Annotated in this window: 30 protein-coding genes and 1 tRNA gene; 19 read left to right on the plus strand and 12 right to left on the minus strand. The window is 71.5% G+C overall.

Features of this window, described 5'->3' with window-relative positions:
* Positions 1-185 precede the first annotated feature (185 nt).
* Together AC07AW_RS25080 and AC07AW_RS25085 are read left to right on the plus strand one after the other, a co-directional pair.
* Positions 186-914, plus strand: coding sequence for a SigE family RNA polymerase sigma factor (locus AC07AW_RS25080; RefSeq protein ID WP_478817682.1), 729 nt, complete (start codon positions 186-188; stop codon positions 912-914).
* A complete protein-coding gene (locus tag AC07AW_RS25085; RefSeq protein ID WP_478817683.1) occupies positions 911-2,155 on the plus strand; it encodes a hypothetical protein in 1,245 nt (414 codons plus the stop codon). Before AC07AW_RS25080 ends, AC07AW_RS25085 begins: the two co-directional genes overlap by 4 nt.
* 205 nt (positions 2,156-2,360) lie before the next feature.
* Here the strand turns inward: AC07AW_RS25085 and AC07AW_RS25090 are convergent, their stop codons facing one another.
* Positions 2,361-3,101: an SURF1 family protein gene (locus AC07AW_RS25090; RefSeq protein ID WP_478817684.1), complete on the minus strand. Its 741-nt coding sequence runs from the start codon at positions 3,099-3,101 to the stop codon at positions 2,361-2,363.
* 24 nt (positions 3,102-3,125) lie between these two features.
* On the minus strand, positions 3,126-4,952 hold the full coding sequence (locus AC07AW_RS25095) for a S9 family peptidase (protein ID WP_478817685.1): 1,827 nt from the start codon (positions 4,950-4,952) through the stop codon (positions 3,126-3,128).
* Positions 4,953-5,014: 62 nt separating this feature from the next.
* Between AC07AW_RS25095 and AC07AW_RS25100 the strand changes: the two genes are divergently transcribed.
* The gene (locus AC07AW_RS25100) at positions 5,015-5,845 is read left to right on the plus strand and encodes a class I SAM-dependent methyltransferase (RefSeq protein ID WP_478817686.1); all 831 of its coding nucleotides are present in this window, start codon (positions 5,015-5,017) and stop codon (positions 5,843-5,845) included.
* A gap of 6 nt (positions 5,846-5,851) precedes the next feature.
* Here AC07AW_RS25100 and AC07AW_RS25105 read toward each other — a convergent pair whose 3' ends face one another.
* Together AC07AW_RS25105 and AC07AW_RS25110 are read right to left on the minus strand one after the other, a co-directional pair.
* Positions 5,852-6,139, minus strand: coding sequence for a DUF6191 domain-containing protein (locus AC07AW_RS25105; RefSeq protein WP_478817687.1), 288 nt, complete (start codon positions 6,137-6,139; stop codon positions 5,852-5,854).
* A 32-nt stretch (positions 6,140-6,171) separates the two neighbouring features.
* Positions 6,172-7,206: an Lrp/AsnC family transcriptional regulator gene (locus tag AC07AW_RS25110; protein WP_478817688.1), complete on the minus strand. Its 1,035-nt coding sequence runs from the start codon at positions 7,204-7,206 to the stop codon at positions 6,172-6,174.
* Between the two features lie 116 nt (positions 7,207-7,322).
* On the opposite strand from AC07AW_RS25110, the gene AC07AW_RS25115 reads away from it, so the two are divergent.
* On the plus strand, positions 7,323-8,759 hold the full coding sequence (locus tag AC07AW_RS25115) for a tetratricopeptide repeat protein (protein WP_478817689.1): 1,437 nt from the start codon (positions 7,323-7,325) through the stop codon (positions 8,757-8,759).
* A 49-nt stretch (positions 8,760-8,808) separates the two neighbouring features.
* Here AC07AW_RS25115 and AC07AW_RS25120 read toward each other — a convergent pair whose 3' ends face one another.
* Both AC07AW_RS25120 and AC07AW_RS25125 read right to left on the minus strand, forming a co-directional pair.
* A complete protein-coding gene (locus AC07AW_RS25120) occupies positions 8,809-8,943 on the minus strand; it encodes a hypothetical protein (RefSeq protein ID WP_478817690.1) in 135 nt (44 codons plus the stop codon).
* Between the two features lie 21 nt (positions 8,944-8,964).
* Positions 8,965-10,803 carry an alkyl/aryl-sulfatase gene (locus AC07AW_RS25125; protein ID WP_478817691.1) on the minus strand — a complete coding sequence of 613 codons (1,839 nt, stop codon included), beginning with the start codon at positions 10,801-10,803 and terminating at the stop codon, positions 8,965-8,967.
* 170 nt (positions 10,804-10,973) lie between these two features.
* On the opposite strand from AC07AW_RS25125, the gene AC07AW_RS25130 reads away from it, so the two are divergent.
* The gene (locus AC07AW_RS25130) at positions 10,974-11,255 is read left to right on the plus strand and encodes a hypothetical protein (RefSeq protein WP_478817692.1); all 282 of its coding nucleotides are present in this window, start codon (positions 10,974-10,976) and stop codon (positions 11,253-11,255) included.
* 180 nt (positions 11,256-11,435) lie between these two features.
* Here AC07AW_RS25130 and AC07AW_RS25135 read toward each other — a convergent pair whose 3' ends face one another.
* Positions 11,436-12,554, minus strand: a complete 1,119-nt coding sequence (locus tag AC07AW_RS25135; protein ID WP_478817693.1) for a serine/threonine-protein kinase — start codon at positions 12,552-12,554, stop codon at positions 11,436-11,438.
* Positions 12,555-12,764: 210 nt separating this feature from the next.
* Between AC07AW_RS25135 and AC07AW_RS25140 the strand changes: the two genes are divergently transcribed.
* Both AC07AW_RS25140 and AC07AW_RS25145 read left to right on the plus strand, forming a co-directional pair.
* Positions 12,765-13,643, plus strand: a complete 879-nt coding sequence (locus tag AC07AW_RS25140; RefSeq protein WP_478817694.1) for a glycosyltransferase family 2 protein — start codon at positions 12,765-12,767, stop codon at positions 13,641-13,643.
* A gap of 618 nt (positions 13,644-14,261) precedes the next feature.
* Positions 14,262-14,765: a hypothetical protein gene (locus tag AC07AW_RS25145; RefSeq protein WP_478817695.1), complete on the plus strand. Its 504-nt coding sequence runs from the start codon at positions 14,262-14,264 to the stop codon at positions 14,763-14,765.
* Positions 14,766-15,296: 531 nt separating this feature from the next.
* On the opposite strand, the gene AC07AW_RS25150 is transcribed toward AC07AW_RS25145, so the two are convergent.
* A complete protein-coding gene (locus AC07AW_RS25150; protein WP_478817696.1) occupies positions 15,297-15,989 on the minus strand; it encodes an HAD family hydrolase in 693 nt (230 codons plus the stop codon).
* Positions 15,976-16,842, minus strand: a complete 867-nt coding sequence (locus tag AC07AW_RS25155) for a GntR family transcriptional regulator (protein ID WP_478817697.1) — start codon at positions 16,840-16,842, stop codon at positions 15,976-15,978. Before AC07AW_RS25155 ends, AC07AW_RS25150 begins: the two co-directional genes overlap by 14 nt.
* Before the next feature lie 153 nt (positions 16,843-16,995).
* Here AC07AW_RS25155 and AC07AW_RS25160 point away from each other — a divergent pair, with 153 nt between their 5' ends.
* From AC07AW_RS25160 to AC07AW_RS25215, 12 genes are all read left to right on the plus strand, one after another.
* The gene (locus AC07AW_RS25160) at positions 16,996-17,328 is read left to right on the plus strand and encodes an SCO3933 family regulatory protein (RefSeq protein WP_478817698.1); all 333 of its coding nucleotides are present in this window, start codon (positions 16,996-16,998) and stop codon (positions 17,326-17,328) included.
* A 2-nt stretch (positions 17,329-17,330) separates the two neighbouring features.
* Entirely contained in the window at positions 17,331-18,683 is a 1,353-nt protein-coding gene (locus AC07AW_RS25165) for an FtsK/SpoIIIE domain-containing protein (protein WP_478817699.1), read from the plus strand.
* 80 nt (positions 18,684-18,763) lie between these two features.
* Positions 18,764-19,450 carry a DUF2637 domain-containing protein gene (locus tag AC07AW_RS25170; RefSeq protein ID WP_478817700.1) on the plus strand — a complete coding sequence of 229 codons (687 nt, stop codon included), beginning with the start codon at positions 18,764-18,766 and terminating at the stop codon, positions 19,448-19,450.
* Positions 19,451-19,469: 19 nt separating this feature from the next.
* Complete coding sequence (locus AC07AW_RS25175; RefSeq protein ID WP_478817701.1) at positions 19,470-19,658, plus strand: mobile element transfer protein; 189 nt, start codon at positions 19,470-19,472, stop codon at positions 19,656-19,658.
* Between the two features lie 20 nt (positions 19,659-19,678).
* Positions 19,679-19,834, plus strand: a complete 156-nt coding sequence (locus tag AC07AW_RS25180) for a hypothetical protein (protein WP_093874849.1) — start codon at positions 19,679-19,681, stop codon at positions 19,832-19,834.
* Positions 19,835-19,845: 11 nt separating this feature from the next.
* A complete protein-coding gene (locus AC07AW_RS25185; RefSeq protein WP_478817702.1) occupies positions 19,846-20,160 on the plus strand; it encodes a SpdD-like protein in 315 nt (104 codons plus the stop codon).
* 1 nt (position 20,161) lies between these two features.
* A complete protein-coding gene (locus AC07AW_RS25190) occupies positions 20,162-20,401 on the plus strand; it encodes a hypothetical protein (protein ID WP_478817703.1) in 240 nt (79 codons plus the stop codon).
* 4 nt (positions 20,402-20,405) lie between these two features.
* Positions 20,406-20,954, plus strand: a complete 549-nt coding sequence (locus tag AC07AW_RS25195; protein WP_478817704.1) for a GGDEF domain-containing protein — start codon at positions 20,406-20,408, stop codon at positions 20,952-20,954.
* Between the two features lie 92 nt (positions 20,955-21,046).
* Positions 21,047-21,229, plus strand: a complete 183-nt coding sequence (locus AC07AW_RS25200) for a hypothetical protein (protein ID WP_478817705.1) — start codon at positions 21,047-21,049, stop codon at positions 21,227-21,229.
* A 5-nt stretch (positions 21,230-21,234) separates the two neighbouring features.
* The gene (gene repSA / locus AC07AW_RS25205) at positions 21,235-22,632 is read left to right on the plus strand and encodes a replication initiator protein RepSA (protein WP_478817706.1); all 1,398 of its coding nucleotides are present in this window, start codon (positions 21,235-21,237) and stop codon (positions 22,630-22,632) included.
* A 1-nt stretch (position 22,633) separates the two neighbouring features.
* Positions 22,634-22,813, plus strand: a complete 180-nt coding sequence (locus AC07AW_RS25210; RefSeq protein WP_478817707.1) for a helix-turn-helix domain-containing protein — start codon at positions 22,634-22,636, stop codon at positions 22,811-22,813.
* Positions 22,813-23,976 (plus strand): site-specific integrase, encoded by a 1,164-nt coding sequence (locus AC07AW_RS25215; RefSeq protein ID WP_478817708.1) that lies wholly within the window; start codon positions 22,813-22,815, stop codon positions 23,974-23,976. Before AC07AW_RS25210 ends, AC07AW_RS25215 begins: the two co-directional genes overlap by 1 nt.
* 29 nt (positions 23,977-24,005) lie before the next feature.
* On the opposite strand, the gene AC07AW_RS25220 is transcribed toward AC07AW_RS25215, so the two are convergent.
* The 3 genes from AC07AW_RS25220 to AC07AW_RS25230 all read right to left on the minus strand — a co-directional run bounded on the left by AC07AW_RS25220 (position 24,006) and on the right by AC07AW_RS25230 (position 25,814).
* A complete protein-coding gene (locus tag AC07AW_RS25220; protein WP_478817709.1) occupies positions 24,006-24,797 on the minus strand; it encodes a hypothetical protein in 792 nt (263 codons plus the stop codon).
* A 167-nt stretch (positions 24,798-24,964) separates the two neighbouring features.
* Positions 24,965-25,038 (minus strand) — tRNA-Pro (locus AC07AW_RS25225).
* Positions 25,039-25,076: 38 nt separating this feature from the next.
* Entirely contained in the window at positions 25,077-25,814 is a 738-nt protein-coding gene (locus AC07AW_RS25230; protein ID WP_478817710.1) for a Pr6Pr family membrane protein, read from the minus strand.
* Between the last annotated feature and the right edge of the window lie 2 nt (positions 25,815-25,816).

Below are 25,816 nucleotides of genomic sequence, written 5' to 3' on the forward strand. Positions count from 1 at the left end.
TTCCCCCGTACTGCAACCAGAGTTGGGCGGGGTGCGTCTCTGCGTGCACCCACGACCGTGTGGCGCGGGACACGCTCAAAGCGGGGCATCGGGGGAGAACGGTTACGCATGAGGACGAAGAACTCGCCGTCGAAAAGGGTGGCGAACGCGTACAACCCTGTCGGGGGGAAGCGTGTCCAACAGGCGTGGCAGAGGTACTCGACATCGCGACCATCGCCCCGCTGCGCGGCGGGGGCACAGCGCTGCTCCCCGTGCGGAGCAGCGCCGGCGTACCCGTACGCGGCTCCGCGGTGCGTCCGCTCAGACGCCCCCGGTCGCTCGGCGGCATGCCGGTGATCGCCCCCGTGCCCACCGGATCCCGCACCGGGGCCGTGGACGGCATCCCCTCGCCTCGTAAGAGCACCGAGGCCGCCCCGACCGCCGGCACCACCGTCGACCACCTGACCGAGACCTACCGCGCCCACTACCGGTCGCTGCTCGGTCTCGCCGCGCTGCTCCTCGACGACACGGCCTCCTGCGAGGACGTCGTCCAGGAGGCCTTCATCCGCGTCCACTCGGCCCGCAAGCGGGTCCGTGAGCCCGAGAAGACGCTCGCCTACCTGCGGCAGACCGTGGTGAACCTCTCCCGGTCCGCGCTGCGCCGCCGCATCCTCGGCCTGAAGCTGCTCTCCAAGCCGATGCCGGACATGGCCAGCGCGGAGGAGGGGGCGTACGAGCAGCTGGAGCGCGAGGACCTCATCAAGGCCATGCGCGGACTCCAGCGGCGCCAGCGCGAGGTGCTCGCCCTGCGGTACTTCTCCGACATGACCGAGGTCCAGGTCGCCGAGACGCTCGGAATATCCCTGGGCTCGGTGAAGGCGTACGGTTCGCGGGGCATCGCGGCGCTGCGCGTCGCGATGGGAGCGACGACATGAGCGAGGCACCCGGCGGGGACGGCGTGGCCCACGAGAACCGTGACGGCGACGACGTCCCGAAGAGGCATGCCGCCGAGACGGACGGCACCGCCTCCGAGAACCCTGACGCCCAGGATGTACGTGACGAACCGAGTGGACAGCGCATGGTGAAGATCGAGCCCGGACCCGGCGAGGGCGACGACGAACTCGCGATGCGGAAGCTGTTCCAGGACGCCGTCGGCGGCCTGGAGCCCTCGCTCGGCTCGCTGGAGCACCTGCGCCGGGCCGTGCCCGCGCGGCGCGCCCGCAAGCGGCAGGCCGTCGTCGGCGCCGCGGCCGCCGCCGTCCTCCTCGGCACGGCCATCCCCGCCTTCGTGCACGTCGCCGCCTCGGACGACCTCTCCGCCGCCGGCGCCGCGAGCGCGGCGCACGGCGAGCAGGCCCAGGGCGGCACCGGCTCCGAGACCGGCACCGAGGGCGGCAAGAGCACCAAGGGCCCCGCGAGCAGCGTCTCGCAGAGCCCCGGCGGCGACGGCGCCTCGGGCGGGCCGCAGCGCCCGGGCACCGGCGCCAACGGCACGCGGCCGTCCCAGGGCACGGCCCTCGGCGGCGCCCCCCGGTGCACCTCCGGCCAGCTCGGCGTCAGCCAGGAGGGCGCCGACGGCCCCGACGCCGAGGGCAAGGTCCACGGCACCTTCCGCATCGCCAACGTCTCCGACCAGGCCTGCCTGGTCGCCGGCGAGGGCACCGTCGGCTTCGAGGCCCGCGGGGCCGCCGACCCCACGCGGATCTCGGTCGTCCGGCACACCTCGGGCGACGGCACCGGACTGCCCGACCCCTCGCAGGAGTCGTACGCGCTCGTCCTGAAGCCGAACGGCAGCTACGAGGTCAAGTTCGTCTGGATCCCCAGCGAGACCTGCCCGACGGGCGGCGGTGTGGACCCGACCCCGACGCCGACCACCCCGACCGAGCCGCCGCCCACCCCGACCCCGACCCCGACGCAGCCGACCCCGACGGACGACCCGACGAGCGGGGCGGGCGGCACGGACTCGGGCGGCGCGGGCGCCGGACCGGGCACCGGCACGGAAGCGGGCACGGGCGCCGGCATGGCTCCCCAGCTGCTCCACGAGGACGGCGCGCCGGCGGACGGCAGCGTCGTGGTCAGCCACACCGCGGAGCCGGGCGGCACCACGGCCTCGGCCCTGATCCCGAACGCCTGCGCGGGCGCGATCTACCGCACGGGAGTCCTCGCGGGCTCCTGAGCCGGCACGGAGCCAGGCACACAGGGGACCGCACCCGCAGGGGGCTGGGCCCTGTGGGCCCGGGCGTGCACGGAGCTAGCTGGGCCTGTGGGCCCGGCGTGCACGGAGCTGGGCCTGTGGAACCGGGCGTGCACGGAGCTGGCCCTGTGGGCCCGGGCCTGGGGGACTGAGGAGTCCTGCAGGCCCCCCGGTTCCGCCCGGTCCGCTACAGCCCCAGTGCCTCGTCGCGGGAGGCCTCCGCCTCGCGGCGGACGAGGCGGAACCACATGAAGACGACGAAGCCCGCGAAGACGAACCACTCCGCCGTGTAGCCGAGGTTCTGGAAGGCCTTGGCGTCCAGGCTCGTGCCCGCCGCGGCCGCCGCCGGCACCGGCGTGAGCCCGGTGGGGGAGTCCGCGAGGGTGATCCAGGCGTCGTAGACGTCGTCCGTGACCACGTTCACCAGGGACGCCGCGCTGATCATCCCGAGCTGCCCCTCGGGCAGCCCGCCCGCCGCGTGGACGCCCTTCGTGCCCGGGTTCTCCGAGGCCTGGAGCGCACCCACCACCGTCACCTCGCCGGACGGCGGGGCGGGGGCCTTCGCGCCCGTGGGGAGCCAGCCCCGGACCACCGGCAGCGAGCGGCCGCCGTCGGTCCTGAGGAGCGTCAGGACGTACGAGCCGGTCCGGCCGTCCAGCTCGCGGTCCGGCACGAGGAACTGCTCCCCGAACCGGCCGCTCGCCTGCGCCGAACGGCCCGAGGTCTCCTTGTCGACCGGCAGCAGCGAGTCCAGCGGCTCGGCCTTCAGCGAGTCCGCCGCGGGCCGCTGCTCGGCCTCCCGATGGGAGTCGACGCGGTCCTCGAACTTGCCGAGCTGCCAGGTCCCCATGAACACGCAGAACGGGATCGCGAGGAGGACGAAGACGTTGATCCCCCACCAGCGGGGCGTTCTCAGGAACCGGTACACGCCCCCCACGGTACGCAAGCCGCCTCAGGCCCCCGCAGCCCGGGTCCCCAGGTGTCTGGCCGCGAAGTCCAGGTCCAGGGCGACCTGCTTGATCCGCTCCTCCACCACCAGGGAGCCGTGGCCCGCGTCGTACCGGTAGACCTCGTGGACCGCGCCCCTGGCCGCGAGCCGGTCGACGTAGTTGTCGATCTGGCGGATCGGGCAGCGCGGGTCGTTGACGCCCGCCGACACGTGCACCGGGGCCTTCACCGCGTCCACGTACGTCAGCGGCGACGAGGCCGCGTACCGCTCGGGCACCTCCTCCGGAGAGCCGCCCAGGAGCGTCCGGTCCAGCGCCTTGAGGGCCTCCATCTCGTCCTCGTACGCCGTGACGTAGTCCGCGACGGGCACCGCCGCGAGACCGACCGCCCAGTCGTCCGGCTGGGTGCCCAGACCGAGCAGCGTCAGATAGCCGCCCCAGGACCCGCCGGCGAGGACCAGGCGCTCCGGGTCGGCGAGGCCGCTCGCCACCGCCCAGGCGCGGACCGCCGCGATGTCCTCCAGCTCGATCAGACCGACCCGGTGCTTGAGCGCGTCCGTCCACTCCCGGCCGTATCCCGTGGAGCCCCGGTAGTTGACCCGCACCACCGCGTACCCGTGGTCCACCCAGGCCGCCGGGCCCGAGGCGAAGGCGTCGCTGTCGTGCCAGGCCGGGCCGCCGTGCACCTCGAAGATCGTCGGGAAGGGGCCCTCGCCCTCCACCGGGCGCTGCACGAGCGCGTGGACCCTGCCGCCGGGCCCCTCCACCCACACGTCCTCCACGGGCACCGACGGCGGCGCCTTCGGGCCGGGCGGGTCCAGGACCACACCGCCGGCCGTGGACCGCACCACCGGCGGCTCGGCGGCCGAGGACCACAGGTACTCCACGGAGCCGTCGGGCCGGGCCGTCGCGCTCGACACCGAACCGGCCGGGGTCTCCACCCGGACCAGCGCGCCGGTCGCGATCTCGTACCGCCACAGCTCGCTGCGGGCCTCGAAGCCGTGCACGATCAGCAGCCCCGAACCGTCCGGGTACCACTCCGCCGACACGTCGCCCGGCAGATCGAGCCGCAGATCGGTCTCGGTGCCCGTCGCCACGTCCCACAGCAGCGGCTCCCAGCGGCCCCGCCGCTGGTGGCCGACGAGCAGCCGGGTGTCCCCGGCGAGCGGCGCGAAGCCGAGGACGGTGAGCCCCAGCTCCTCCGTGCCGCCCTTGGTGTCGTCGAGCTCGGCCACCACGCCCGCGTCCGAGGCGCGCAGCACCCGCAGCGAGGAGTGCATCGCGTCCCCGTGCTCCGTGTGCTCGATCGCGATCAGCGAGCCGTCGTACGACAGGTCGCCGACACCGGCCGACTCCCGGTGTCGGTAGATCTCGACCGGGGCGGCGGCCCCCGGCCGTACGAGATGGACCGTCGAGCCCTCCTCGTCCGTGGAGCGGCCCACCACGAGCGTGCCCTCCCGGCCGATGGCGAGACCCGCCGGGTAGGAGGCGTCGAGACCGGGCACGGCCGGCTCGTCCGCGCCGCCCCCGAACGGCTGCCGCATCCACACCCCGAACTCGTCCCCGTCGGTGTCCGCGAACCACCAGACCGAGGCGCCGTCCGGCGACAGCGTGCCGTCCGTCGTCCCGTTCGGCCGGTCCGTGACCTGCCGCTGCTCACCACTCGCCCGGTCCCAGGCGTACAACTCGTACGTCCCGGTCGCGTTGGACACGAACAGTGAGCGGTCCGGGGCCTCCTCGGCCCATTCCGGCAGGGAGACGCGGGGCGCCCGGAAGCGCTGCTCCCAGACGGGGGTGCCGCTGTGCTTGCTCTCGGTAGTCATGGCACCCATCATGCTCCGCGCCGCCGACAATCGGGTCGCGTCGTCCGCAGCCTGTGGATAACCTCGCCGACATGTACTCCCCGACCCCCGACGACTGGTTCGAGGCCAACCGCGCGAAGTGGGACGAGCGCGTCCCGATCCATGCCGCCAGCGAGTTCTACGACCTCGACGCCTTCCGCGCGGGCAAGGACGCCCTGCGGGACTTCGAGCTCGCGGAGGTCGGCGACGTCACGGGCCGCTCCCTGCTGCACCTGCAGTGCCACATCGGCCTGGACACCCTGTCCTGGGCCCGGCACGGCGCCTCCCAGGTCGTCGGCCTGGACTTCTCCGAGCCGGCCGTCGAGACCGCCCGCTCGCTCGCCGCCGACCTGGGCCTCCCCCAGGAGCGGGCCGCCTTCGTCGCCGCCGACGTGTACGACGCGGCCGAGGCCGTCCCGGACGCCTCGTACGACATCGTCTACACCGGCCTCGGGGCGCTGTGCTGGCTCCCCGACCTCGACCGCTGGGCGGAGACCGCCGCCTCGCTCGTCGCCCCGGGCGGCTTCCTCTACGTGGTCGAGTTCCATCCGCTGACCGACTCGCTCGACGACGAGACCGGCAGCCGGGTCGTGCACGACTACTTCGTCCGCGAGCCGTGGGTGGACACCAGCCCGGGGACGTACGCCGACCTCGACGCCGTCACCGTCCACAACCGCAGCGTGGAGTGGGTGCACCCGGTCGGCGAGGTCGTCACGGCGCTCGCGAGGGCGGGCCTGCGCATCGAGTTCCTGCACGAGCACGACGCCTCGCTGTTCCCCCGCTACGGCGCCCTCCAGCGGAACGAGGACGGCTACTACCGCTTCCCGGCGGACCGCCCCCGCATCCCCCTGATGTACTCGGTCAAGGCGTCCCGGCCGGCCTGATCCCGGTCACCGCCCGATCCGGATGACGGCCCGCCCGCCGCCGAGGTCCACCGTCGAGTGGCGCGGCGGGGCGCCGTCCTCCTCGTCGTCGCGCAGCACCAGGGCGCTCTGCCGCTCCTTGAGCTCGTTCTGCTTGCCCTGCGAGAACGTGGCGTGCAGCTGCTCGAAGCCCGTCGAGGAGACCTGCCCGGTGCGCCGGCCGCGTCCCGTCATGCGGAGGAACTGGTCGGCGAAGGCGATCACGGTCAGCAGGATGACCAGTCCGGGCAGCGTCACGAACACGGCGAACTCCATGCCGCCCATCAGAACACGCCCCCGGCGCCCTGTCAGGGGGTGGTCGAGGGCCTGATGTGGTGGGTGCGCCGGCCGTCCGCGCCGAGGACCTGCGCGCCGATCTTGTGGGTGCGCAGGGACACCGCGGTGCCCGCGATCCGCAGCGCCGGCGCGGCCCGCACGAGCGCCGCCGTCACGTCGTGGAGTTCCTCGACCGTACGGAGCCACATGGCCAGGGCCAGGTTGTGCCGCCCGGTGACCGAGGTGACCACGCGCGTCTGGCGCAGCCTGCCGAGCGAGGCCACCGACTCGGCCACGTCCAGGGGCGGTACGTCCGCCGTGACCAGCGCCCACACCGGCCGCCCCGAGAACCGCGGAGCCGGCAGGCAGTGGTGGTGGCAGGCGCCGGCCGCGCCGAGGGCGTCCAGCCTGCGGCGTACGGTCGACTCGCTCGTGCCGCACTGCCGGGCCAGTTCGGCGGCGCTGCGCCGGGCGTCCCCCGCCAGCTCCGCGACGATCCGCCGGTCGAGCTCCGTGACATGCGGGTACGCGCGCGCGGGGGTCCTGACCCGCCGTTCGCCGCCGGTGATCTCGGCGAGGTGCTGCGCCTGCCCCGGGGTGAGCTGCTCGATCCGCGAGCGGTACGGGCGGTTGTGCAGCTGGGTGACGACCTGGGTGCGGGCCCTGAGCACCCCGGTCAGCCGCCGCACCCGGCCGGCGAGGTAGCCGTCGAGGGCGTGGAGGTCGGGGCAGTTGACGAGCAGGATGAGATCGGCGTCTCCGGTCACCTGGTGGACGCCGAGGGTGTACGGATCCTCCGCGAGCTCGATCGCGGTGGCCTCGGATTCGCCGGCCACGCACTCCAGTTCGACCCACGCGTAGAGGGTGGCGTCGGTGCCGCGGCGGGCGGTGAGCATCGAACTCCACGCGTACCCCCCTGTGGTGAGGGTCTCCCAGCGCCTGGCGAGGGTGTCGGGGCTCACGGTGAGCACGGCGGAGAGCTGGGTCCAGCTGGCGCGGGGCGCTATCTGCAGTGCGTGGATCAGCGCCAGATCCACCTCCCCCAGGACGGATTCCCTGGTATGCATGTGCCTCCTTGGTCGATCCCGGGGAAACCCTGGGTGTGGGCACGGGAAGGCCCCAGGATGTGGACCAGGGCTCATGCATTCAAGCCGCGACGGCTGATTTCCATTAAATCCGTCCTATGTCACAGAAGAAGGGCGGAGAAGTGACACGGGGGCTGGACCACATGTGGACAGGAGAACCACCGGAGACCGAACGCCTGTGGGGCGAAGCGGTCGGCCTCGACCAGATCGCCGCGGCCGAGCGCGGCTACGCGAGCTGCGGCCCGGCCGAACAGCTCCTGTGGGAGCGGCTTTCCGTCTTCGAGGGGGCCTTCGGCCGGGAGGCGGTCCGCGAGGTCTGCGCCTCCGGCACGCTGCCCGCGGGGGAGATCCAGGCGGTCCTCGACCGGCTCGCGCCGCTCGCCCTCCTGCCCGTCGACGACCTCTTCGACGGCGAGGACGGCCTGCCCCGGTACTGGATGCCGCACCCGATGCGGGCCGTCGGCGCCCGCCGGCTCACCGCGCGCGGCGACCGCTGGGCGGTGCTCCTGCACCACCGCAGGTGGTGCGTGAAGGTCGCCCGGCGGGCCGCCGACTGGTGGCAGCGGGGCCGGCAGCTCGACGCCCGGGACCTCGCCCTGCGCGAACTCCCCGACCTGGCGGCCGCCATGGACCCGACGACCGCGCCGCTCTCGCCGAACGCCGAGGCCGAGACGTCCGTGGAGATCGCGGTCTCCCTGTGGTTCCTGTGGGTGGCCTGCGGGCGGATCGCCGAGGGCCGCACCCGGCTGCGGCACGCCCTCAGCCTGCACGCGGGCCCGCCGTCCGCCCGTGCCCTGTGGCTCGCCGCCTTCCTGGAGCTGGAGTCCGGCCGCCCCGAGGACGCCGACCCGCTCCTCGCCCAGGCCTGGGCGGCGGCCGTACGGGACGGCGACGAGCGCTGTCTGGCGCTCCTGGCCCATCTGCGCGGCGCGACCGCGCTCTACCAGGGGCGTACGCGCGCGGCGGCGGCCGAGTTCCGGGAGGCCCTCGCACTGATGGAGGAGCACCCGGAGTTCGGGCCGACCCGGCGGGCCTGCTGGGTCGGGCTCGCGCTCTCCCTGTGCCGCTCCGACCCGGAGGCCGCGCAGGAGGCGCTGGACCAGGGGGACCTGGACCGCGAGAGCCGGCGGGCCTGGGTGGGCCGTGACATGTTCGCCGAGGCCTGGGCGTACCACGTGCGGGCCGAACTCGGCGCCTGGGACGGGGAGCGGGAGCGCGCCGCGGAGTACGCCAGGCGGGCCCTGCGCGAGCATCTGCGGCTCGGTTCCGCGGTGGGCGCGGCCTGCGCGGCGGAGCTCCTGGCGCAGATGCGGGCGTTGGAGGGCCGGCACGACGAGGCGGCCCATCTCCTGGGCGCGGTCGACCTGTTGCGGACCTCGGTCTTCGACTCCTCGTACCGGCCTGCGGAGTACTGCGTGGTCACACGGACCCGGGGCGAGGAGGCCCTGGGGGCGCTGCTCGTCGACCCGGAGCTGCGGAGCGCGTACGAAGAGGGCGCGAGGCGCGGCCTGTTCGCGCTGGCGGGCGAGATCTGACGCCGGGTTCTCCGCAGGGTGCGCAGCCGCCCGGCCGACCGGCCGCCGTCTACTTCTGGGCCTCGGCGGCGATCCGCGAGTGCGTCGCGGCCCTCCTCCAGTACAAGGTGGTCAGCCTCGGGATCTTCCTGATGCTGATCCTGCCGGGTGTCCTGGCGTGGACGGGGCGCTGAGCGCGGTCCATCGGGGCCTCCTCACGGACGGTCTACGGGGTGACGATCGGGAACTGGGCGTCGGGCTTCGTCACGTACGAGAAGAGGCGGGTCAGCAGGGCCGGGTCGCCCTCCACCCCGATCCCGAGCTCCTGGAGGCTCTTCCCGGCGAGGAGGCCGAGCAGCTGGGTCTTCCCGAGGGTGAGGGTGAGTCCGGCGGGCGTCCGGGGCTCGGCGACCACCCGGTGGGTGAGGGCGCCGTTGTGCAGGGTGAGCCGCCGCCGCTCGCCCGCGTCCGTGGCGCCGTCCAGGAAGACCAGATCGATCGTCAGGTCCTCGTCCCAGGCGCGCGGCCCGTCGATCGCGATGGCGACCGAGTCGATCAGCATGGGGACGGTGAGGGCCGCCGCCATCTCGGGGTTGGCCATGTCGACCATCTCGCCCGTGATGCCCTGGCGGAGCTCCTGGGCGCCGCGCAGGTAGAAGTTCCGCCAGGTGGCGTTCTCGGCGCCGTGCCCGAGCTCCTCGTACACCCCGGCGAGGGCCTGCTTCGCCTCCTCGTTCCCGGGGTCGGCGAAGACCACGTGGTCGAGGAGGGTGGCGGCGAAGCGCGGATCACCGGCCTCGATGTACCGGCGGGCCTTGGCGAGGGCCTCGGCGGGGCCGCCGGCCACGTCCACGTACCGCCGCGCGAGCTCCACCGGCGGGTGCTCCCACAGGTGGGCCGGGTTGCCGTCGTACCAGCCCAGGTAGCGCTGGTAGACCGCCTTGCTGTTGTGGCTGAGGGAGCCGTAGTAGCCGCGGGCGTGCCAGGCCTTCGCCAGGGCGGGCGGCAGCTCGATCCGCTCGGCGATCTCGACGCCCGTCCAGCCCTCGTTGAGCAGGCGGAGGGTCTGGTCGTGCAGGTACGCGTAGAGGTCGCGCTGCTCGGCCAGGAACCGCACCACGTTGTCGTGGCCCCAGGTGGGCCAGTGGTGGGAGGCGAAGCCGACGTCGTACTGCCCGTGGAAGTACTCGATCGCCTCGTCCAGGTAGTGGGCCCAGATCCGGGAGTCGCGGACGACCGCGCCGCGCAGCGTGAGCACGTTGTGCATGTTGTGCGTGGCGTTCTCCGCCAGGCACAGGGCGCGGTGCTCGGGGAAGAGGAAGTTCATCTCGGACGGGGCCTCGGTGCCCGGCGTCAGCTGGAAGACGATCCGCACCCCGTCGACCGTCTCCTGCTGCCCGGTCTCCGTGATGTCCACGGTCGGCGGGATCAGGCTGATGGTGCCGGTGGAGGTGCCCTGACCGAGGCCCACGCCGATCTGGCCGTCGGGGGCCTTCGGGAGGCCGACGCCGTACATGTAGCTCGCCCGGCGGGTCATCGCGTTGCCCGCGTACACGTTCTCGCTGACCGCGTGCTCCAGGAAACCGGCGGGGGCGAGGATCGGGACGCCCTCCTCGGTGCCGTGCGGGAGGACGCCGCGGACCCCGCCGAAGTGGTCGCCGTGCGAATGGGTGTAGATCACGCCGGTGACCGGCCGGTCGCCACGGTGCTCCTTGTAGAGCGCGAGGGCGGCGGCCGCCGTCTCCACGGAGATCAGCGGGTCGATGACGATCACCCCGCGCTCGCCCTCGACGAGCGTCATGTTGGAGATGTCCAGGCCGCGGACCTGGTAGATCCCCGCGGTGACCTCGTACAGGCCCTGGCGCGCGGAGAGCTGCCCCTGCCGCCACAGACTGGGGTGCGCCGTGTCCGGGCAGTCGCCCTTGAGGAAGTCGTAGGCGTCGTTGTCCCAGATCACCCGGCCGTCCGCGGCCGTCACCACCCCGGGGACGAGCGCGCCGAGGAAGCCCCGGTCGGCGTCGTCGAAGTCGGTCGTGTCCTCGAAGGAGGGCAGGGCGTCGCTCATGGGGCAGGTGCTCCGTTCCGCGCGGGCGGTGATCGGCGTACCGGTCCATCTGAACACCGGGGTACTACGACCGCACTTCGGAGCGGGCGGGACCGCCGGACCGTGCCTAGGCTGGAGGTACACGTCCCGCCCCGCGGCACGTGCCCACTCACGCGGTACGGAGGTGGCTTATGAGGGCACGCCACCACTTCCACATCGACTACCTCGGCCACTCGGTCTCCGCGACCGTGCAGACCGGGCACACCCCGGTCGTCGAGGTTCTCGTCGACGGTAAGGAGACCGGCCACGCCACCACCCGCGACGACCGGCCCGTCACCCTCTCGATCGAGCTGCCGACCGACCCACCGACGCCCGTGACCGTACGAGCCACCCCGGGGCCCGGCGTACCGCGCTGCCTGCTCCTCGCGGAGGAGGACGGGGAGCCGCACGTGATGGCGCCGAGACTGTACTGAGAGGGGCGACGGCGCTGGGGGCAGCCAGGCCATGACGGCGCCGGCTCAGGACGGCCAGGCCATCCCGACAGAGGGGATGACAGCGGCCGCTCAGGACAGCCAGGTCATCCCGACAGAGGGGATGATGGCGTCCGCTCAGGGCAGCCAGGTCATCCCGACAGACGGGATGACGGTGGCCGCTCAGGACAGCCAGGCCATCCCGATGATCAGGAAGACCACGAAGGCGATGGCCCCGGCCACCGCGGCCGTCTTGCGCGGCCGGCGCCGGGACAGCTCCGCGAGCGCGCCGCCGGTGCTCGGCTGGCTCTGGCGCCGCCGGGTGGCGGGCGCGGGCCGGGTCACCGGCGGCCGGTTCATCGGCGGCGGGGTCGGCGCGGGCGTGTGCACCGGCGCGGGCATGGGCATGGGCGCGTGCGCGGGCCCGGCGGGCTGATGGGGTGCCGCCGGCTGATGAGGAGCGAGGTGCAGGCCCGGGGCGGCCCCGGGGTAGGAGCGCCAGGCGCCGGAGGAGAACCAGTCCGAGATCGCCTGCGCCGTGGGCCGCTGCTCCGGCTGCTTGGCGAGCAGGCTCAGCAGGTACGCCTCGAAGTCGGGCGGCAGCGCGGCCCCGAGCCGGCTCGGGGGCATCGGCGCGGTGTCGATGTGCTGGTACAGCAGGGCCGTCGCGGTGTCCGCGCGGAACGGGGGTCTGCCGGTGAGGAGTTGGTAGAGCACGCAGCCGAGCGAGTACACGTCGGAGGCGGGGGACGCGGGCTGCCCGAGGGCACGCTCGGGTGCGAGGTAGAGCCCCGTGCCCACGATCTGGCCCGTCGTCGTGAGCGCGGCCGAGGGGTCGTCGACGAACCGGGCGATGCCGAAGTCGGCCAGCTTGACCGTGCCTTCGGCGTCGACGAGCAGGTTTCCCGGCTTGATGTCCCGGTGCACCACGCCCTGCCGGTGCGCGGCGGCGAGTCCGGCGGCGGCGTGCGCGGCGACCACCGCGACCCGCTCGGCGGGCAGGATCAGCGGATCGGACGGGTTCCCCTGGAGGCTGTCGCCCTCCACCAACTCCATGACCAGGAAGAGCTTTCCGTCCCAGGTGCCGAAGTCGAAGACGCCCACCACGTGCGGATGGCTCAGTCGCGCGGCGGTCTGCGCCTCCAGGCGGAAGCGGTCACCGGCGGAGGGGTCGGTCGCCTGCGCCAGCATCAGCTTCACGGCCACGGCCCGGCCCAGGACCTCGTCGGTGGCCTGCCACACCTCGCCCATGCCGCCCCGGCCGATACACACATGAAGCCGATATCGGTCCGCGACCAGCACCTGGAGACCACCCTTTCGACGATCGATCAACCTGACGGAAGAGAACCAGCGTAGAGCCGCCCGTCGGCGCCCCTCGCCGCGCTCCCCCCTCCGGGCTCCCGTCCGGTGCACGACACCCGTGGTCCGGGTGAACGGGAGGTGTCTCCCGGCGGTTAGCATCGCGGCCCGGAGCGAGTTCCGGTGAACCGTGAACAGGGAACGGAGTGGGTCGTGGCACGACCTCGTGTGGGTGTGGCGGTACTGACGATGGGCACGCGCCCGGACGAGCTGCGGGCGCTGCTCGACGCCGTGGCGGGTCAGGACGAGCCCGCCGCCCGGATCGTCGTCGTCGGCAACGGCACCGGTTCGCTCCCGGCCCTGCCCGAGGGCGTGACCGGGGTCGAACTCGCCGAGAACCGCGGCGTCTCGGGCGGCCGGAACGTCGCGATCGAGACGCTGCGCTCCTTCGGCGACGTCGACATCGTCGTGGACCTCGACGACGACGGCCTCCTCGTCGACAAGGACGTGTTCCGCCGCCTGGCAGACCTGTACGAGACGTACCCGAGGCTCGGCATCGTCTCGTTCCGCATCGCCGACGAGACCGGCGAGACCCAGCGCCGGCACATCCCGCGCCTCGGCGCGAAGGACCCCCTGCGCGGCGGCGAGGTCACCACCTTCCTCGGCGGCGGCCACGGCCTGTCGATGCACATGCTCGACGAGATCGGCGGCTGGCCGGAGGACTTCTTCTTCACCCACGAGGAGACCGACCTCGCCTGGCGCGCCCTGGACGCCGGCTGGAAGGTCGTCTACGAGCCGAAGCTGCTGCTCCAGCACCCGAAGACCAGCCCGGCCCGGCACGCCGTCTACTACCGGATGACCGCCCGCAACCGCGTCTGGCTGGCCAAGCGCAACCTGCCGGCCCTCCTCGTCCCCGTCTACCTGGGCGTGTGGACCCTGCTCACCCTGGCCCGCACCCGCTCCCTGCCGGGCCTCAAGGCCTGGTTCGGCGGCTTCGCCGAGGGCGTCCGCCGCTCCTGCGGCCCCCGCACCCCGATGCGCTGGACGACAGTCCTCCACATGACCCGCCTGGGCCGCCCGCCGGTGATCTAGGAGGCGGCACCCCGGGGGAGTCGGCAGCGCCCCCGGGGAAAGCCCCCCCGGGGCAGCCACGGGGAAGGGCCCCGGGCCGGCCACGGAACCCTCTCCGGAAACGCCTCAGGGGCCCGACCCGCTTTCGCGGATCAGGCCCCTGAGGGTCTTGCGGCTGTCGGGGTGGCGGGATTTGAACCCACGACCTCTTCGTCCCGAAGCAACTCGGGCACGAGCTCTGCCTTGGGCTGGTGCGCCTCTCACCTGCGCTGACGATCCGCAGACGTCCGCACTCGTCCGCCGCTGTTCGTCGGCGTTGTCACGCAGTTAGACACTCACTGCTTCCGTGCCCTCGTGGTGCGCCGGGCAGAGCGACCTTGATCTGTAGCCCTTGCCGGATCGGTCAGTGACGGTCATGCCTGCCGCTATGGGGCCTGGGGGCGCTACTGGACGCAGAGGGTTGCTGCTGTTGCGGTACTTCGCTGCTGTACACGGTGCGCGGTCAGCCCCTTCGCGTGAGCGGGTTACGAGGGATAGACAACGCGATACCGGATCGCCACACTACGTGGACGATCACGCGCAGCTGGTCTGCATTGCATGGCGGGGGAAGGCTCGATGGGGCGACTTCGGAGCAAGAGCTTGTCGTCGGAGCGCATCCGCTACCGCTTGACGCTCCTCCAAAGCTTGCTGCCCCTGCTGCCCGCCGTGATCATGACGGGCTTCCAATTCCTGATCTGGTTGGACGGGAGCCCGGTTGGTCCCCCACTCGCGGCAGTCGTGCTGTCATTCGTGCTGCTGGCGATGTGGCGTCCGCTCGGGGTCACTCTCACGGAGTCAGCGGCCGTGGTGCACAACCTGCGTCGCCGGACCATCCCCTGGGCCGACGTACAGGCCATACAGATCGAGTCCTACTTCGGAACCCGAACCGTCGTGATCTACGAAGCGAGCGGTCGCCGTACACGCCTACGGGCGCCGATCACGGGGTTCCTCAGCTGGGATCGCACCTTCGAGGAGAAGTTCCACGCCATCGGCAGATGGTGGCTGGATCACCGCGGCCCGGATTGGGCTCCTGTGCTGCCACAGAGGGCATCGTGGAGCGGTCCACTGGAACCCGGCGAGAATCCTTACGCCCCTCCCGAGTAGGTCTCGGGTCCATGCCCGCCAGGTCTCGCACGGTTAGATCTCGCCCCCGGGGCCGCTGTGTCCATGGGCCTCGGCCCGCCACTCACCCCGGCTCCCATCCCGTCTGCCGTCGACCCACACACCGTGGAGCGGGCGCGGGTCCTGGCGTCCAGGTGGAGCGCGCCACTGTACGAACGACCTGGACGCCAGGACCCGTGTCTGCTCGGCTCTGCCTGGGTCGATGGCAGACGGGATGGGAGTCCCCCACCTCAACGTCCCACGGCCGGCACCCGCCCACGAAGCCCCCTCCATCCCGGAGCCTGAGCGCCCCCGCCGGAGGCATCGTCTTGAGCCGCACTCGCGTACCGCTTCGGCCGCATCGTGGGTTCGTCACCCATCAACCCGAGCCGTCAGGCGTGCGGACGGCGGCCGGGCTGGAGCGGGGCGTAGACAGGAGCGCAGGCCCGGGCGACGGGCCGCGCGCACCGCGCCGTGCGCGGTGGGTGCCTTGATGAGGTAGAGAAATCTGTAACAGCTCTCGCTGATCCTCAGCTACGCCGCCTTGAGCGCATCGGCGATGGACTGCATGTCCTGGGTGACGACGTCGGCCTGCGCTTCGGTGAATGCCTCGGACTTGTGGGGCTTGTTCGCGAAGCCGATGACCGTTGCCCCGGCTGCGTGGGCGGCCTGGATGTCGGTGAGCGAGTCGCCGATCAGCGTGCAGCTCGTGACGTCGATGTGCATCAGCTCGGCTGCCGTGATGAGCGGGAACGGGTTCGGTTTCATGAGGTGTGGCTGTTCGGAGGGGCGACCCACGATCTTGGCGACGTACTCGTCCAGCCCGTGCAGCTCAAGGAACACCCGTACGCACTCGGCGGAGTTGTTGCTCACCACCGATACGCCACGGCCGGCGGTACGTGCCGCCCGGAGTGCTTCCGCCGCACCTGCTGTCGGCTGCCCAGCTACCGCGACGGCTCGGACCTCGGCGGCTGTCAGCGCCCGCTCAATCTTCTGGCCAAGCTCGGTGTCGGCCTCGTGCGCGATGCGCAGTACCTCGATGGGGTCGTCCGTCTGGGCGGCCTTCGCGCCCGCGGCTTCGTTCTCGGCGGAGAGGAGTGCGGTCAGTTCCCCCGCGACCTCGGGCGCCGGCAGTCCGGCGAACACGTCGCACACGGGCCCGTCGAAGTCGAAGAGGATGACTCGGGCGTTGGCCAGGGTCTCGGTGAGCGGGTCAGCGTGCGTCAAGGTCGAAGTCCCTTCCGATCGTCTCCCAGACGCTGTCGAACCACATCCGGGCCTGCTGGACCTGCTGCGCTCCGCTGGACGACTCGCCGTCGTTGACTGAGTGGTGGAAGAGCGTCGTGTCCTTGCCCACCAGGTCGTAGATCTCGATCGTCTCGCCCTGGGCGACGACCTTGTTGGGACGGATCGGGTAGTACCCGAAGAACGCGTCCTCGTTGTTGATTACGTACAGCTTGAAGAACTGCGTACCGCTGTGGACGCGCACGCTGATGCGGGTCTCTGCGACTAGCCCCAGGTGCTCCAGCTCGGTGATCGCGTCCCGGATGCTGCGCGTGTAGCCAACCATGATGTCGTGCATGCGGTCGCGGAGCCGCTTGTCGTCGGCCCCGTCCGACATCCGCACGGGCGCGGCCTGCGGCACGGCCATGTCGGGGACGAGTATCCGCATGGTGATGCTCGACGGGGTCAGCCTGCCGATGCGGATCTTGTCGAGTGGCTCTTGAAGCGCGCCGTGCAGGGTCTCGCTGGAGAACCCCGCGAAATCGATCGTGACGTGATCCTTCGCGAAAGCCTGCTCGACGTACGGGCGGAGGCCCGCCGGCCGCTCTGTCCGGTTGCGGACGTAGACGCCGCTGCCTTTGCGGGAGACCACGAGCCCTTCGTCTTCGAGGTCCCGCAGCGCGCGCTGAATCGTCGCCCGCGCGAACCCGTAGCGCTCCGTCAGCTCCTTGTGTGACGGCAGCTTCTCGCCCGGCGCCAGGCGCCTGGTGCGGATCGCTGCTCCAAGGCTGCTGGCTACCTGCTCGTACGGGGCTCGGTCGTCGTCGGGGTCGAGGGGCTCGGGGACAAAGGTCATGAAGCCGATGGTAGGCGACTCACCCCAAGCAGGACAGTCATGGCAGTCATGTTGTTGACATGGCTAGCCATCTCTTCTAACTTCGAGATGTGACCAACCGGGTTAGCCAAGTTGGTCATCTAGGCCCTTCCTGCTCTCTCGAAGGAGAAATCCATGCCGTCGTTCAAGGTGGACACGTCGACCGCCGTGGTGTTCGTGGCCACGGCCCCCGTCCCGAAGCTCGTGAGTAAGCAGACCGGTGAGCGCGCCATGGACCGGGAGACCGGCGCCGGCCTTTCCACGGTGGGGCTGCTGATCTCGGACGAGGGGGAGGGCAACCTCTACCAGGTGACCATCCCGGAGACCGGGCTCCCCGAGGGACTGGCGCCGGGCATGCCGGTGTCGGTCATCGGCCTCAAGGCCCGCGACTGGGAGAACACGTTCAACGGCCAGACCCGGCACGGCATCTCGTTCCGCGCCGTCGCGGTCACCCAGATGGGGGCCTGACCATGACGGACATGGCGACGTTATGGGAGGTCGGCCTCCCGCTCGCCGGAACCGCCGGTGGTCTCGGTTACGCGAAGGTCCGCGCGCCGCGCGTCTTCTGGTCGCTAGTGGGTCTGCCGGTCGCCCGGGTGCGGTTCGCGGTGTCGTACCGCTCGACGATGGACGTGTGCGGGCTGACGGTGCAGCCGTCCCGCCTGCGGGCGTTCATGGTCCGCAACCTCGCTCGCCGCCCCGACGTTCAGCCCGTGCCCCCGAAGGTCCGCCGGGTCCGGGGCACCTCGACCGGCCTGCGGGTCACCCTGCGGCTCCCGGCCGGTCTGGAGCCCGCCGACGTGATGGCGGCCTCCGAGCGGTTGCGGCACGCCTGGGGCGTCCACTCGGTCAACGTGGTGGAGACCAAGCCGGGGTTCGTGGAACTGCGGATGACCGGCTACGACGTACTCAAACGGGTGCGGATGCCCCGCCGCCGGGTGCCTTCCGGGCCGATGACGGTTCCGGTTGCTCTCCGGGAGGACGGGACCGTGTTCGTCCGGGACTACCTGAAGGTCCCGCACGCGCTGACCCTCGGCGCGAACCAGTCGGGCAAGTCCATGTATCAGCGCAACCTGATCGCCGGGCTGGCCCGGCTGCCGGTGGCTCTCGTCGGGATCGACTGCAAGCGCGGCGTAGAGCACCGCGGCTACGCGCCCCGCCTGTCCGCCCTCGCGATCACCCCGGAGGAGGCGGACGGCCTGCTGGACGGGCTGGTCGGGGAGATGGAAGAGCGCTTCGACCTGCTCAGTGACCATGGCGTCGCCGACATCTGGGCTCTCCCCGAGTACATGCGGCCGGTCCCGGTCGTGGTCCTGGTCGATGAGGTCGCGGAGCTCTTCCTCGTGGCGACGAAGAAGGACGAGGAACGCCGGGACCGGATGGTTACCCAGCTGATCCGCCTCGGTCAGATGGCCCGCGCGGCCGGCATCTTCCTGGAGGTGTGCGGGCAGCGGTTCGGCTCCGACCTCGGCAAGGGCGCCACCGCCCTGCGCGCCCAGCTCACCGGCCGCGCCGTGCACCGCGTCAACGACAAGCAGACCGCCGAAATGGGAGTCGGCGACATCGCCCCGGACGCCGTGGTCACGGTGCTGACGATCCCGCCGGACCAGCCCGGTGTCGCGGTGGCCGGTGACACCTCCGGCGGCTGGTCCCGCATCCGCACCCCCGCCCTCACCGCCGCCGAAGCTGCCGCGATCTGTGCCGCGCACGCGCACCTCACCCCGGACCTGCCCGCCGTCGCCGCCTACCGCCCGGTCACCCCGGCAAGCGTCGGGGAGCCGGAGTCCGTGCCGCTGGTCAAGCCGACCCCGGCGACGGCGTAGCCCTCCTGTCCCCCCTCGGTCGGCGTGACCGTCTCACGCCCGGTCCTTACCCGACCCATGCCCGAAAGGAGGTGACCCTCGTGTTCCGAACCCTCCGCCTCGACGCCGTACTGATCCAGGCCGTCATCGCTGGTGCTCTGTCCTTCGCCCACCTGCACGACCTGGCGGCCGCGGCCGGCCAGGACGGCTGGAAGGCGTGGGCCTACCCGGTCAGCGTCGATCTGCTCCTGGTCGCCGCCTGGCGCCGGATGCGCACCGACACCGGCAACCGCGACGCCTGGCTGTGGTTCGCCATTGCCCTCATCGCGTCGCTGGGTGCCAACGTCGCCACCGCTGGTCTCCTCGACATGAGCGACGTCCCGGACTGGCTGCGCATCCTCGTCGCCGGATGGCCCGCACTGGCCTTCCTCGGCGGCACCCTCCTCGCCCACACACCCCACCCCACACCCGAACCCGTCCCCGTTCCGGAGCCCGAAGCCGCGATCGACCTCGTCGTCGAGCGGAACCCGGAACCGGCACCCGAGCTGCCGCCGGCCGAACCCGCCCCTGTTGAGGTTCTGCCGGAACCCGCTCCGCAGGAAGAGCTGGCGGAGTCTGCGCCCTCGGTGCCCGCCGTGCCCGTGCCGCCCGCGCTGCTGGCTCACGCCCAGAAGATCGCGGACGCCCACCGGGCCCAGACCGGTGCGCCGATCGACGCGGAAACCCTCCGCACCCGACACGGCATGCCCGCCGCTCTCGCGGACTCCATCGCGCTCCAACTCGCCTGATCAGGAAGGAGTAAGACCTGTGCGTCCGAACCGCTTCCACAACGTGATCCGTATCGGCCCGGTGCAGGTCGGCACCCACCGCGACGGCCGGGGCCGGACCAAGCACACCGCCGTGTGCACGGCCCCCGGCTGCGACTTCTCCGCCGACTACAACACCCGCGCCTCCGCCGAACTCGCCGCCCGCACCCACCGCTGCAACCCCCGCTGACCCTTGAGGAGTTCTGCGCCATGGACGTCCCCCTCTGGCTCGCCCTGATCGTCGTCGGCGGCCTCGGCATCAAGCTCATCCGCCCGCCCTGGTGGCTCGTCGCCGTGATCCTCCTCGGCGGCTACCTCCTCGCCGACAGCCTCTTCGCCCCGCTCATCGACCCGATCACCAAGTAGGGAGAACCGTCATGCTCCGACCGCACGTCCCGGTCAACCCACTCCCGACCGGCATCGTCACCCCGCTCGCCCAGCTGACCCCCGTCGCCGACACCGAGCCCACCACCCCCACCGCCCCGGCCCCGGTGCCGGTCGCCCCGGCACGCACCTCGGTCCAGCTCACCCCGGGCAGTGCGCTCGCCCTCGCCGCCGGCGGTGGGGCCGTGGTCCTGGTCGTCGGCACGGTCCTGGTCTCCATGCTTCTCGCCGTCGCCATCACCGGCGTCTCCGTCGCCGTGTGCGCCGTAGTCCTCAAGTCCCTGCTCAACCAGGAAAGGAAGCACTGAAATGGGCCTGTTCAGCCGCAAGTCCAACGACACCCCGGCCAACCCGCAGATGGCGGAACTGGGCCGCGAGTACGCCATCGCCAGGCGCCACGGCGACCGCAAGGCCATGGGCCGCATCAACCGCCAGCTCGGCACCTCCGGCGCCAGCGAGACCGACGTGATCTCGTTCGAGCAGGGCCGTGACGCCTACGACGCCATCCCGCCCATCAAGCCCACCCGCAACCGCCGCAAGGGCCGGTGACCCCATGGACACCCAGACCCTCGCCGCCGCTGGGTTACCCGCCATCGGCTGGGCCCTGCACGGCGGACTCCTCCTGCGCCGTCTCGCCACCGCCCGCCGCGACCCGCTGACCGGCCTGCACACCCGCGCCGGATGGACCACCCGCGCCGACCACCTCATGAGCAAGCACGCCAACGCGCTCGTGCTCCTGGTCGACCTGGACGACTTCAAGGCCGTCAACGACACCCACGGCCACGCCGCCGGCGACGCGGTCCTCACCGCCACCGCCGACCGACTCACCGGCTGGTGCGGACGGCACGGGATCGCCGCCCGGCTCGGCGGAGACGAGTTCGCCGCCATCGTCACCGACCCCGCCCACACCGCCGGCCTCTTCGCCCTCCGCGTCACCCTCGACGAGCCGGTCACCCATCACGATCACGTCCTGCGGGTCTCGGCCTCGGTCGGCCACTGCCACCGCGAACACCTGCCGGTCCCCAGCCTCACCGACGCCCTCTCGACCGCCGACGCCTCGATGTACGCGGCCAAGGGCCACGGCAGGCGCAACACACACTGAGCGGCCCCCGGGACGGCCTCGGTCGCCAAACTTCCGCCGCCCCGGGCGCCTTCAACCCCTCCCAGATCCAACGGACCCGAAAGGGAAACCTCATGATGCCCCAGACCCCGACAGCCCGCGTCTGCTCCCACTGCGACGGCTTCCCCGTCGTCCACATCACCACCGGCAGCCTCACCCCCGACGGACAGCGCCGCACCCTCGCCGCCGCCTGCCCCGTCTGCCAGGGCACGGGCACCCGCACCGCCCCGGTCGCCCTCGTCCGCGCGGGGAAGTGACCGTCTTGACCGACGCCGCCCTCCAGGCGGGCCTGGACCCGGCCACCCTGAGCGACCTGCTCCGGATGGCCGGGTCCCCCGGCTTCGACCGCCTCACCGAACAACTCCGCCGCACCGGCGGCTGCACCGTCCCCATCCGCCTCACCGGCGGCACCAAGACCCTCGACCCCGCCACCAAGACCGTCCTCCACGCCTACAACACCGACGCCGAACCCGGCGGCGTCCTCCGCGTCGCCTGCGGCAACCGGCGGGCCTCCCGGTGCCCCTCCTGCGCCTGGACCTACGCGGGAGACACCTACCACCTGATCCGCGCCGGCCTCGTCGGCGACAAGGGCACCCCGGAGACGATCCGGGATCATCCCCGGGTCTTCGCCACGCTGACCGCCCCGTCCTTCGGCCCGGTGCACAACCGGCCCGGCACCCGGCCCTGCCGCTGCGGCACCCGTCACGCCGAAGACGCCCCGGAACTGGGCACCCCACTCGATCCGGCCGCGTACGACTACGCCGGGGCGGTGCTGTGGAACAACCACGCCTCCGAGCTGTGGCGCTACTTCACGATCTACCTGCGCCGCGAGATCGCCGCCCGCGCCGGCCTCACCCAGAAAGCCGCCCGCGAACAGTCCCGCGTCTCCTTCGGAAAGGTCGCCGAGTACCAGAAGCGCGGCGCCGTCCACTTCCACGCCGTCATCCGCTTCGACGGACCGGATGGCCCCGACACCCCGCCCCCGGCCTGGGCCAGCCTCGACCTGCTCACCGACGCGATCCGGGCCGCCGCCGCCCGCGTCTGCGTCGTCGTCCCCGCCAACGAGGAATACGGGTTCGTCGACGACTGGGTCCTGAAGTGGGGTACCCAGATCGACGTCCAGCCCATCGGCGCCTTCGGCCACGGCGAAGAGCTCACCGAGCAGGCCGTCGCCGCCTACGTGGCCAAGTACGCCACCAAAGCCGCCGAGACCACCGGCACCGTCGACCGCCCGGTCGGCAACAAGGAAGCCCTCATCCTCCTCGGCGTCCCCGACCATCCCCGGCGCCTCATCCAAGCCTGCATGGACCTCGACGCCGCCTATCCGGACCGGCGCCTTCGTGCCTGGGCTCACATGCTCGGCTTCCGCGGCCACTTCTCCACCAAATCCCGCCGCTACTCCACCACCCTCGGCGCCTTACGCCAGGTCCGCGCCGACTACCGCGCCGCCCAGCAACGCACCGCCCTCGGCCTGCCCGACCCCGACGAACACCCGGAGTCCACCCTCCTCGTCGTGGCCCACTGGGCCTACGCCGGCCACGGCCACACGCCTGGCGAGTCCTGGCTCGCCGCCAACATCGCCCGCGACATCCGCACCAATCGAGAGACCGCACGGGAAGCCCTGAGGGACCTTCCCGACTACGACGACATGGGGGACTGAGATGGCTGAAGAACTGTTGACCGTCGCGGAGGTCGTGACCCGGCTCAAGGTCGGACGCACCAAGGTGTACGACCTGATCCGCACCCGCCGCCTGGTCTCCATCAAGGTGGACGGCTGCCGGCGCATCCCTGCCTCTGCCCTGGGTGAGTTCATTGCGGGGCAGATGGAGCGTGCGGCCTGATGACCATGCGTCGGAGTCGTGGTGACGGTGGCCTGCACTGGGACGAGAAGCGGCAGCGGTGGATCGCCACGGCGAACCTCGGCTTCGACCCCAGCGGCAAACGGATCGTCAAGCGGGGGAGTGGCAAGACCAAGACGGAGGCCAAGAACAAGCTCAAGGAAGTGCTGCGGGATCACGAGGACGGTCTCGCGATCGCGCCCACCAACTACACGGTCAAGGACGCGGTGACGGACTGGCTTACGTACGGCCTGGTGGGCATCGACCCGAGCACGGCCGAGACCTGCACGACCCTGACCCGGACGCACGTCATCCCGTCCCTAGGTGCCCGCAAGCTCCGTGACCTGAGCGCGGAGGACGTCGACCGCTGGCTGGCTGCCAAGGCGAAGATGCTCAGCACCCGCACTCTCCAGGCGATCCACTCCTGCCTGAATCGCTCGGTCAAGCGCGCCATGGCCCGGGACAAAGTGAAGCGCAACGTCGTCGAGCTGTGCTCGGTGCCTCAGGGGCAGGCAGGGCGCCCCTCCAAGGCGCTCACCTTCGCCCAGGCCGAAGCCGTGCTCAAGGGCGCCGAGGGGACCTCGATGTACACCTACATCGTCGTCGCCCTGCTGACCGGCGCCCGTACCGAGGAGCTGCGGGCGCTCACCTGGGACCACGTCTTCCTCAAGGGCATCCCGGACGCCGACCCTCCCCAGCCTCCGCACATCGCGGTGTGGCGTTCGGTCCGGCGTGGCGGAGACACCAAGACCCGGAAGTCCCGGCGGACGCTCGCCCTGCCGGCGCGCTGCGTCGAAGCTCTCTGGCAGCAGTTCGAAGATCAGGGGTGGGACCGGCTCGCCGCCGACGAGAAGTGGGAGGAGCACGGGCTCGTCTTCTCCTCGGCCGTGGGCAAGCCGCTCGACGCGGCCAATGTCCGCCGTGCCTTCCGTCAGGCGCTCAAGGGCATCGACGGGATCAATCCCGACGAGTGGACGCCTCGGGAGCTCCGGCACAGCTTCGTGTCCCTGCTCTCCGACCGTGGCGTTCCGCTGGAAGTGATCTCCCGGCTCGTCGGACACTCGGGGACGGCCGTGACCGAGGAGGTCTACCGGAAGCAGATCCGGCCCGTGATCCAGACAGGGGCGGTCGTCATGGACCACATCTTCAGCGACTCAAGGTTGTAGAGGGTGGGACCACTGCCACCCCCTACGACTCAGGCCTGCATCGGTCGAGGCTCTACGACGGTGGCCCCGTTCCATAGAGCTTCATACTTCTTTCGGTAGACCTGAGAGATGTCGCTTGAGGGAGTGATTACGGCAGTTAGGTGCTTACCTACACCGTTCACGGAGGAGCCCAGCAGCTGCACTTCTCTGTTCTCGCCGATGACGCAGCGATCGTGAAGCGAGGGGTCGGCTGTGTGGCGCACCTCGACGTCAGAGCCGTTGGGCACGGTGGCGAGAGCTACCGCGATGGTCTGCCGGTCCCGCTCGGCTCGTGGTTGGCGAGATGAGATCAGGACGCGTCGAAGGTTGGTTGATTCAATGAGCCAGACCAGCGAATCTGCCTTGAAGTAGGCGTCGACAAGCAGGCCGGCGCCAGCCTTCTGGAGTCGACGTGTGAGTTGAACGTAGACAAGGGGATCCTGCGGGTCCAGCGCCACATCGGCGACTTCCGGGTCCTCCGCTGCAAGCTCACCCGCAGCCTCACCGCAAGCAGTCAAGACTGTACGTCCAGCGCTCGTGAGCTTAGCGACTCCAGAGTCCTCCCTGACCCACCCGACCCCTTTGAGGTAGCCAGCCACAGGGTCGGGTCGATGGAGTACGAGCCCTTCCCTGCCAAAGATCGCTTCAAGGCCGCCGCCGAAGGGACTCTTTCGTTGTGCGTCTCTGGGTACTGCCCGCTGCGCGTACCGATCGATGTCCTCCCACGGCAGCGGGTTGCCATACCTGGCCATGAGGTCGATGTACCAGAGTGTGCGCAGTACGTGGTCCGGGACGTAGTCCATAGTCCGGAGTCTTCCACCGTTGTATCTGGCGCGCGCCAGGTTTCTGCCCAGGTGCGACCAAGCGTCGAGGGCTCCCTGGCTTCCGTAGTCACTCAGATAGACACGCAGACAGAAACAGGTGAGGCCGGTACTGAGATCAGTACCGGCCTCACCTGCTACTTCGGCTGTCGGGGTGGCGGGATTTGAACCCACGACCTCTTCGTCCCGAACGAAGCGCGCTGCCAAGCTGCGCTACACCCCGATGTCGCTGCTTTGTTCTTCTCGTCGCGGCGACATCGATTACTTTAGCCCACGCGCGCGCTCAGACGAAATCCGGTATTCGGGGGACCACGGCGCAGGTCGGATGCGGTCCAGACCGACGATCGCGAGACCGAGGACGTAGAAGGCCGCGCCGAGGACGACGGCGTTGACGAGGACGCCCGCGTAGCCGTGGACGGTCACGTCGAGGAACGGGTACGTGTAGCGGGTCGGCGCGTCGGGGGAGATCAGTTCGCCGCGGACCAGGGCGAAGGCGAAGTAGAGGCCCGGGGCCGCCAGCCACTGGGCCGCGTGGCGCCACCGGAGCGCCCCGGGGGCCGTGAGCAGGAGGAAGTCGAGGGCCGTGCCGATCGGGGTCACGGTGTGCAGCAGCTGGTTGGCGACGGCCCTCGCGCCGGTGAGCCGGGCGATCTCGGCGGCCTGGTTGAACTCGCTCGCCTCGTTGTCGAGGACCAGGTGGAAGACGAGGCCGACGACGGAGATGCAGAGCAGCGCCCCGCCGGTCCACAGCGCGGGCAGCGGCGGGCGGCGGGTCCAGGCGCGGAGGGCGCCCAGGCCGAGGACGACGGCGACCAGGATGTTGGACCAGACGGTGAAGAAGCTCAGGACGACGAGGACGTCCCCGTAGGCGCACTCGATGACGATGCCCGTCGCCGCGGCCAGGGCGATCAGCGCCCGGAAGGCCGCCGCCCAGGGGCGGCGGTGGGTGGGCGGGACGACGGCGGAGGCCGGCACGGCCGCGGCGCGGGGCGTGATCATGG

The sequence above is a fragment of the Streptomyces sp. NPDC044003 genome, assembly GCF_056435185.1.

Excerpts from the sequence above, each read along its gene's own strand:
- AC07AW_RS25210 (WP_478817707.1), top strand. The coding sequence starts at position 22,634 with ATGGCTGAAGAACTGTTGACCGTCGCGGAGGTCGTGACCCGGCTCAAG.
- AC07AW_RS25110 (WP_478817688.1), bottom strand. The coding sequence starts at position 7,206 with ATGCATACCAGGGAATCCGTCCTGGGGGAGGTGGATCTGGCGCTGATC.
- AC07AW_RS25095 (WP_478817685.1), bottom strand. The coding sequence starts at position 4,952 with ATGGGTGCCATGACTACCGAGAGCAAGCACAGCGGCACCCCCGTCTGG.
- AC07AW_RS25165 (WP_478817699.1), top strand. The coding sequence starts at position 17,331 with ATGACGGACATGGCGACGTTATGGGAGGTCGGCCTCCCGCTCGCCGGA.
- AC07AW_RS25160 (WP_478817698.1), top strand. The coding sequence starts at position 16,996 with ATGCCGTCGTTCAAGGTGGACACGTCGACCGCCGTGGTGTTCGTGGCC.
- AC07AW_RS25115 (WP_478817689.1), top strand. The coding sequence starts at position 7,323 with ATGTCACAGAAGAAGGGCGGAGAAGTGACACGGGGGCTGGACCACATG.
- AC07AW_RS25085 (WP_478817683.1), top strand. The coding sequence starts at position 911 with ATGAGCGAGGCACCCGGCGGGGACGGCGTGGCCCACGAGAACCGTGAC.
- AC07AW_RS25200 (WP_478817705.1), top strand. The coding sequence starts at position 21,047 with ATGATGCCCCAGACCCCGACAGCCCGCGTCTGCTCCCACTGCGACGGC.
- AC07AW_RS25195 (WP_478817704.1), top strand. The coding sequence starts at position 20,406 with ATGGACACCCAGACCCTCGCCGCCGCTGGGTTACCCGCCATCGGCTGG.
- AC07AW_RS25190 (WP_478817703.1), top strand. The coding sequence starts at position 20,162 with ATGGGCCTGTTCAGCCGCAAGTCCAACGACACCCCGGCCAACCCGCAG.
- AC07AW_RS25180 (WP_093874849.1), top strand. The coding sequence starts at position 19,679 with ATGGACGTCCCCCTCTGGCTCGCCCTGATCGTCGTCGGCGGCCTCGGC.
- AC07AW_RS25230 (WP_478817710.1), bottom strand. The coding sequence starts at position 25,814 with ATGATCACGCCCCGCGCCGCGGCCGTGCCGGCCTCCGCCGTCGTCCCG.
- AC07AW_RS25125 (WP_478817691.1), bottom strand. The coding sequence starts at position 10,803 with ATGAGCGACGCCCTGCCCTCCTTCGAGGACACGACCGACTTCGACGAC.
- AC07AW_RS25105 (WP_478817687.1), bottom strand. The coding sequence starts at position 6,139 with ATGGAGTTCGCCGTGTTCGTGACGCTGCCCGGACTGGTCATCCTGCTG.
- AC07AW_RS25220 (WP_478817709.1), bottom strand. The coding sequence starts at position 24,797 with ATGGACTACGTCCCGGACCACGTACTGCGCACACTCTGGTACATCGAC.
- AC07AW_RS25100 (WP_478817686.1), top strand. The coding sequence starts at position 5,015 with ATGTACTCCCCGACCCCCGACGACTGGTTCGAGGCCAACCGCGCGAAG.
- AC07AW_RS25130 (WP_478817692.1), top strand. The coding sequence starts at position 10,974 with ATGAGGGCACGCCACCACTTCCACATCGACTACCTCGGCCACTCGGTC.
- AC07AW_RS25120 (WP_478817690.1), bottom strand. The coding sequence starts at position 8,943 with ATGGACCGCGCTCAGCGCCCCGTCCACGCCAGGACACCCGGCAGGATC.
- AC07AW_RS25215 (WP_478817708.1), top strand. The coding sequence starts at position 22,813 with ATGACCATGCGTCGGAGTCGTGGTGACGGTGGCCTGCACTGGGACGAG.
- AC07AW_RS25185 (WP_478817702.1), top strand. The coding sequence starts at position 19,846 with ATGCTCCGACCGCACGTCCCGGTCAACCCACTCCCGACCGGCATCGTC.
- AC07AW_RS25155 (WP_478817697.1), bottom strand. The coding sequence starts at position 16,842 with ATGACCTTTGTCCCCGAGCCCCTCGACCCCGACGACGACCGAGCCCCG.